Below are 7,411 nucleotides of genomic sequence, written 5' to 3' on the forward strand. Positions count from 1 at the left end.
CCCGTACCACCCGTCACCAGCACCGTCCCCGACGGCACCCACGACGAACCCTCACCACGCACAGCCCGCACCAGACGACGCACGAACACACCCGAGGACCGCACCGCCACCTGGTCCTCACCACCACCGGCCAGCACGGCGGCCAGGCGGCCCAGCAGGCGATCGTCAAGCACCTCGGGCAGGTCGATCAGACCACCCCAACGCTCCGGGTGTTCCAGGGCCACCACCCGGCCCAGACCCCACACCTGCGCCTGCACCGGATCCGCCACCCGCTCCGAACGACCCGTAGCCACCGCCCCACGCGTCACACACCACAACGGCGCACCGACCCCGGCATCACCCAACGCCTGCACCAGCGTCAGCGTCGCCACCGGGCCGCCCGCCGCAAGCAGCGAGACCACACCGGAGAACCGGACACCGTCGGCGAGGAGGACTCGCAGCGCCTCGGCCACCGAGGCCCGGTCAGCCGCGGCGGTGTCCAGCTCGTACCGGCGCACCTCCACCCCGCGTGCGGCGAGCATGCCCTCGACGGCGGCCGCGGCGGCATCGTCATCGCTGCCGACCGGAACGGCCAGCAGCCAGGTGCCGGACGGCACGCCGGAGCCGAGGTCGGCAACCGGCTTCCAGCTGTCCCGATAGCGCCAGCCGTCGACCGTGTTCCGGTCGCGGCTCTGGCGACGCCAGGCGGAGAGGGCCGGGAGGACCTCGCTCAGCGGGCGGTCGGCGTCCAGGTCCAGGGCCACCGACAGCGCGTCGGCGTCTCCGCTCTCGACGGCCTCCCAGAAGCGGGCGTCCACGGCATCGACCGGCGCCTCGGCGACGGCCACCGAACTGACCGACTCCAGCCAGTACTTCTCCCGCTGGAAGGCGTAGGTCGGCAGCTCCACCGTCCGAGCGCCTCGGCCGGCGAGAAGGCCCTGCCAGTCGACTCGCAGCCCGCGCACCCACGCCTCGGCGAACGAGGCGAACAACCGCTCCAGGCCACCCTCGTGACGGCGCAGCGTCCCGAAGGCCGCCGCCGGCCGACCGGCCGCCTCGGCGGCGTCCTGCACCGCCATGGCGAGCACCGGATGCGCGCTCACCTCGACGAAGGTGCCGTAGCCGTCGGCGAGGAGGGCGTCGACCGCCTCGGCGAACCGGACGGTGGTACGGAGGTTGGTGTACCAGTACTCGGCATCCATGGCGGAACCGTCGACCAGCTCACCGGTCACCGTCGAGAACACCGGCACCGAGCCCGCCCGCGGACGGACCTCCGCAAGGACCTCCAACAACTCGGCACGAATCGACTCCACCTGCGCGGAATGCGAGGCGTAGTCCACCGGGACACGACGGGCACGGACGCCATCCACCTCACACGAGGCCAACAACTCCTCCAGAGCGGCCGGCTCACCGGACACCACCACCGCCGACGGACCGTTCACCGCCGCGACCGACACCCGATCCCCGCCACCGAGACGCTCACGCACCCGCTCCACCGGCAACGCCACCGAGACCATGCCACCCAGACCCGCCAGACCACCCGCGATCGCCCGGCTGCGCAACGCCACCACCCGGGCACCGTCCTCCAACGACAACGCACCCGCCACCACCGCGGCAGCGATCTCACCCTGCGAATGACCGACCACCACACCCGGCTCCACACCGGACGCCCGCCACACCTCCGCGAGGGACACCATCACCGCCCACAACACCGGCTGGACAACGTCCACCCGATCCATCCACGCATCACCCTCGACGCCGCGAACCACCTCCAGCAGCGACCAGCCGTCCACGAACGGCGCCAACGCCGCCCCACACTCCGCCATCCGCCCAGCGAACACCGACGACGACTCCAACAGCTCCACCGCCATCGCAGCCCACTGCGAACCCTGCCCCGGGAAGACGAACGCCACCTTCCCGGGTGCACCCGCAGCGCCCTGCACGACACCGGCGGTCACGCCACCGTCGGCCATCGCCGTCAGTCCGGAGACGAGCTCGGGGAGGTCGGCTCCAAGGACCACGGCCCGGTGCTCCAGGGCCGCGCGCCCGCTCGCCAGCGCCAGACCGGCACCCGGCACATCCGGCTCCCGTCCCGCGAAGGCCCGCAGCCGCGCCGCCTGCCCGCGCAGCGCCTCCTCACTCCGGCCCGACACCAGCCACGGCACCACCGAACCACCCACCACCGCAGACCCGACGACGACCTCGTCCGCCTCCACCGGCCCGTCCGCCGGAGCCTGCTCGATGATCACATGCGCGTTCGTCCCACTGAAGCCGAACGAGGACACACCCGCACGACGCGGCTCCCCCGTCCCCGGCCACTCCCGCTGCTCCGTCAGCAGCTCCACCGCACCCTCCGCCCAGTCCACGTGCGTGGAGGGCTCGGTGACGTGCAGGGTCTGCGGCAGGACACCCTCTCGGATCGCCATCACCATCTTGATGACGCCGCCCACCCCGGCGGCGGCCTGGGTGTGACCGATGTTCGACTTCAACGAACCCAGCAGGAGCGGCCGGTCGGCCGGACGCTCCTGGCCGTACGTGGCGAGCAGTGCCTGTGCCTCGATCGGGTCGCCCAGGGTCGTCCCCGTCCCGTGCGCCTCCACCACGTCGACCTGGGCGGGCGTCAGGGCGGCGCCGGCCAGGGCCTGGCGGATGACCCGCTGCTGGGAGGGACCGTTCGGCGCCGTCAGGCCGTTCGACGCACCGTCCTGGTTGATCGCCGACCCGCGGACCACCGCCAGCACCGGGTGCCCGTTGCGCCGGGCGTCGGAGAGCCGCTCGACCAGCACCAGGCCGACGCCCTCGCCCCAGCCGGTGCCGTCCGCGTCATCGGAGAACGCCTTGCAACGGCCGTCGGTGGCCAGGCCGCGCTGGCGGCTGAACTCGACGAAGGTGCCGGGGGTGGACATCACCGTGACACCGCCCGCCAGCGCCATGGTGCACTCGCCGCTGCGCAGCGCCTGGACAGCCAGGTGGAGTGCCACCAGCGAGGACGAACAAGCCGTGTCGACGGTGACCGCCGGCCCCTCCAGCCCGAAGGTGTACGAGACGCGGCCCGACGCGACGCTGCCGAAGCTGCCTGTGCCGAGATGGCCCTCGACGCCCTCGGGCACGGCACCCAGCCGGCTGGCGTACTCGTGGTACATCAGGCCGGCGAACACGCCGGTGCGGCTGCCCTTGAGCGTGCGCGGGTCGATGCCGGCCCGTTCGAACGCCTCCCAGGAGGTCTCCAGCAGCAGCCGCTGCTGCGGGTCCATCGCCAGCGCCTCGCGCGGCGAGATCCCGAAGAACGCCGGGTCGAACGAGCCGGCCTCGTAGAGGAAGCCGCCCTGGTTGACGTAGCTGGTGCCGTGCGCGTCCGGGTCGTCGTCGATCAGCGCGTCGGCGTCCCAGCCGCGATCGGCGGGGAAGCCGCCGATGGCGTCCGTCCCGGTGGCCACCAGCTGCCACAGGTCCTCGGGCGAGGCCACCCCGCCGGGGTAGCGGCAGGCCATGCCGACGATCGCGATCGGCTCGCGGTCGCGCTCCTCCATGTCCCGAAGCCTCCGCCGGGCATTGCGCAGGTCGGCGGTGGCGCGCTTGAGGTAGTCGCGCAGCTTGTCCTCGTTCAGCATGTCCGTCCGCTCCTTGCGGCAAAGAAAAGGGGGTGGCGCCCGGGTCAGGAGGTCTCGAGCTCGTCGTCGAGCAGGTCGAAGAGCTCGTCGTCGGTCGCCGTGTCGAGGTCGCGGTGGTCGTCGACGGGGTCGGCCGCGCCGCCGATGGCGTCCCGCCACTGTGTGAGCAGGGCCTGGAGGCGAAGAGTGACCCGCGCGCCGGTCTCCGCGTCGGTCGGGGTGCGTACCAGGGCCTCGGCGAGGCGGTCGAGTTCGGCGAAGACGCCGGGCCCGGCCGGGTCCCCGTCCTGCGGGACGGCGGCGGACAGGTGGGCGACCAGGTCGGCGGGGCTCGGGTGGTCGAAGATCAGCGTCGCGGGCAGCCGCAGGCCGGTGACAGCGGTGAGGCGGTTGCGCAGTTCGACGGCGGTCAGCGAGTCGAAGCCGAGTTCGCGGAACGCGTGGCCGGGCTGGACGGCGGCCGCACCCGCGTAGCCGAGGACGGCGGCGACCTGGCCGCAGACCACGTCCAGCAGGATCCGCTCCCGGTCCTGCGCCGACTGCCCGGCGAGCCGCCGGCGCAGGTCCGCGGCCGGATCGGCCTCGGCCGCCCTCACGGCGCGGCGGACGGGCGGCTGCACGAGGGATCGCAGCAGGGCCGGCACCTGGCCGCCCTGCGCGGCCGCGGCCCGCACGGTGGCCAGGTCGAGCCGGGCGGGTACCAGCACCGGGTGGTGCGGCAGGGTGATGGCCGTGTCCAGCAGGGCCAGACCCTCGGCAACCGACAGCGCGGACACCCCGCCCCGGGCCATCCGCTCGACGTCGGAGCCGGCCAGGGTGTCCGCCATGCCGCCGTCGTCCGCCCACAGGCCCCAGGCGAGCGAGGCCGCCGGGAGACCCGCGGCGTGCCGGTGCTCGGCGAGGGCGTCGAGGAAGCTGTTCGCAGCCGCGTAGTTGGCCTGGCCGGCCGCACCGAACACACCGGCGAGGGACGAAAACAGCACGAACGCGGCGAGCGGGCGGTCCTTCGTCAGCTCGTGCAGGTTCCAGGCCGCATCCACTTTCGGGCGCAGCACGGCGGCCAGCCGCTCGGGGGTCAGGGACGAGACGATGCCGTCGTCCAGGACTCCGGCGATGTGGACCACCGCCGTCAGGTCCGTGCCGTCCAACAGCCGTGCCAGCGCGTCGCGGTCGGCCGCGTCGCAGGCGGCGAACGCCGTCTCGGCGCCGAGACCGGCCAGGTCGGCCGCCAACTCCACCGCACCCGGGGCGGATTCGCCACGACGCGAGACCAACAACAGACGACGGACGCCGCACTCCGCCACCAGGTGACGGGCGACCTGTCGGCCGAGCGCACCAGTGGCTCCCGTCAGCAGGACCGTGCCGCCGCCGAGGGCGTCCGTGGCGTCCGTGCCCGGCGCGCCGGTCTCGGTGACGCGCAGCAGGCGCAGGGCGGCGGCGCTGCCCGCGCGGAGCGCCAGCTGCGGTTCGTCGCTGCCGAGTGCGTAGGACAGCGCCCGCTGCGAGGCGGGGTCACCGTCCAGGTCGATCAGGGTGATCCGGCCCGGGTGCTCGGACTGGGCCGACCGCAGCAGGCCCCGGACAGCCGCGGCGGGAAGGTCACCCGCGCCCGCGCCGGCCGACTTCCGGGTCACCACGACCAGGCGGGAGTCGGCGAACGCGTCCGCCGCCAGCCATTCCTGTACCAGGGCGAGCACGTCCCGGACGGCCGCGTGGGTGGCGGCTGCCGCGGCGGGGTCCTCCGCGGCGGGGAGGGCTACGACCAGGATGTCGGGGACGACACCGCTTTCGGCGACGTCCGCCAGGTCCGCGAAGGCGATCGCGCCGGCCAGGCCCAGGCCGTCCCCGCCCAGGACACCGATCACACCGTCGGGCGCCGACACCGGCAGCGAGACGGGAGTCCACTCCGGACGGAAGAGCGCATCATGGCCATCCTGCGCGGCAAGCTGCTCCGGGGAGAACGCCCGCAGCACCAGGGAGTCGACCGTCGCGACCGGCGCACCGGAGGCATCGGCCACCGCGAGCGAGACCGCCTCGGCCCCCACAGCGGAGATCCTGACCCGCAACTCCCCCGCACCGGCCGCGTGCACGGACACACCCGACCAGGCGAACGGCAGCCGGCCCCGACCGGTGTCCTCCAACAGAGCGCCCGCACCGATCGCATGCAGCGCAGCATCCAGCAGCGCCGGATGCACACCGTAGGACCCCGCCTCCGACCGGGCCTCCTCCGGCAACGCCACCTCCGCGAACACCTCGCCCCCGTGCCGCCACACCGCTCGCAGGCCCCGGAACACCGGCCCGTACGCGAACCCGGCCGCCCCGAACGCCTCGTAGACCTCGTCCACCGCCACCGGCTCCGCACCGGCCGGCGGCCACACCCTCAACTCCACGCCACCGGCAGCCGATTCCCGCGCCAGCAGACCCACCGCATGCCGCGTCCAGAGCACGTCATCAGCAGCCTCCGCAGGCCGGGAGTGCACGGCCACGGTGCTGCGCCCGTCGGCGTCGACGGCACCCAGCCGCAGCTGGAGCCGGACCGCGCCGGCCTCGGGCACGATCAGTGGCGCCTCCAGCGTCAGCTCCTCCAAAAGCGCACAGCCGACCTGCTCGCCGGCCCGGACCGCGAGCTCCACCATGGCTGTTCCGGGCAGCAGCACCGTGCCGGCGACAGCGTGATCCGCCAGCCAGGGGTGCGCGTCCAGCGAGAGCCGCCCGGTGAACAGGAGCCCGTCACCGTCGGCCAGCGGCACGGCGGCCCCCAGCAGCGGGTGGTCGGCCGCGCTCAACCCGGCCGCGCCGACATCGCCCGGCACACCGGCGTCGCCCTGCGGCCAGTACCGCTCCCGCTGGAAGGCGTAGGTGGGCAGATCGATGACGCGCCCGGCCCGTCCGCCGTACGCCGCCGGCCAGTCCACCGCCGTCCCGGCCACGGCAAGGCGGCCCAGGCAGGCGGCAACGGCCGCGGCCTCTGCCCGGTCGCGCCGCAGGGCCGGTACGAGGACGGCGCTGCTCTCCTCGCCGAGGCAGTGCCCTGCCATGGCGCTGAGCGTGCCGTCCGGGCCCAGCTCCAGGAACGCCCGGACACCTTCACCCTCCAGCACATGCACCGCGTCGGCGAAGCGGACGGCCTCGCGAACGTGCCGCACCCAGTACTCAGGGTCGGTCAACTCGGCCGACACAAGCGAGCCGCTCAGCGTCGACACGATCGGGACCCGCGGCTCCGCAAACGCCAACTCGGCAGCCACCGCACGGAACTCCGCCAGCATGCCGTCCATCAGCGGCGAATGGAACGCATGACTGACGGTGAGCCGCCTCGCCCTGCGGCCCTGCGCCTCCCAGTCCGCCACGAGCTCCAGGACCGAACGCTCCTCGCCCGAGACCACCAGCGAGTCGGGACCGTTGACGGCGGCGATGCCCAACTCGTCGGCGCGGCCGATCAACAGTGGCAGCACCTCACCCTCCGATGCCTGGAGGGCCGCCATGGCGCCGCCGCGCGGCAGCGCCTGCATCAACCGGCCACGAGCCGCGACCAGCCGCGCGGCGTCCGCGAGCGAGAACACGCCCGCCACGTGCGCCGCGGCCAGCTCACCGATCGAGTGACCGGTGAGGAAGTCCGGCCGCACACCCCAGGATTCGACCAACCGGAACAGCGCCACCTCCAGCGCGAACAGCGCCGGCTGGGTGAACCCCGTCTCGTTGATCAGCTCCACATCCGCGATCGCCTCACGCAGCGGACGGTCCAACAGCGGATCCAGCTCGGCACACACCGCATCGAACGCAGCCGCGAACACCGGAAAGGCCGCCGACAACTCGAAGCCCAT

2 protein-coding genes are annotated in these 7,411 nt (G+C 73.6%); both read right to left on the reverse strand.

From position 1 onward, the window contains the following. On the reverse strand, positions 1-3,590 hold a 3,590-nt coding region (locus ACIBEC_RS47310; protein WP_396290864.1), incomplete at its 3' end, for a type I polyketide synthase. A 44-nt stretch (positions 3,591-3,634) separates the two neighbouring features. Next, positions 3,635-7,411: an SDR family NAD(P)-dependent oxidoreductase gene (locus ACIBEC_RS47315; protein ID WP_360509297.1), complete on the reverse strand. Its 3,777-nt coding sequence runs from the start codon at positions 7,409-7,411 to the stop codon at positions 3,635-3,637.

The sequence above is a fragment of the Kitasatospora sp. NPDC051164 genome, from assembly GCF_044455625.1.
Lineage (GTDB): Bacteria > Actinomycetota > Actinomycetes > Streptomycetales > Streptomycetaceae > Kitasatospora.

Bases quoted from the DNA above. Each gene is read 5' to 3' on its own strand.
- ACIBEC_RS47315 (WP_360509297.1), bottom strand. From the start codon at position 7,411: ATGGGCTTCGAGTTGTCGGCGGCCTTTCCGGTGTTCGCGGCTGCGTTC.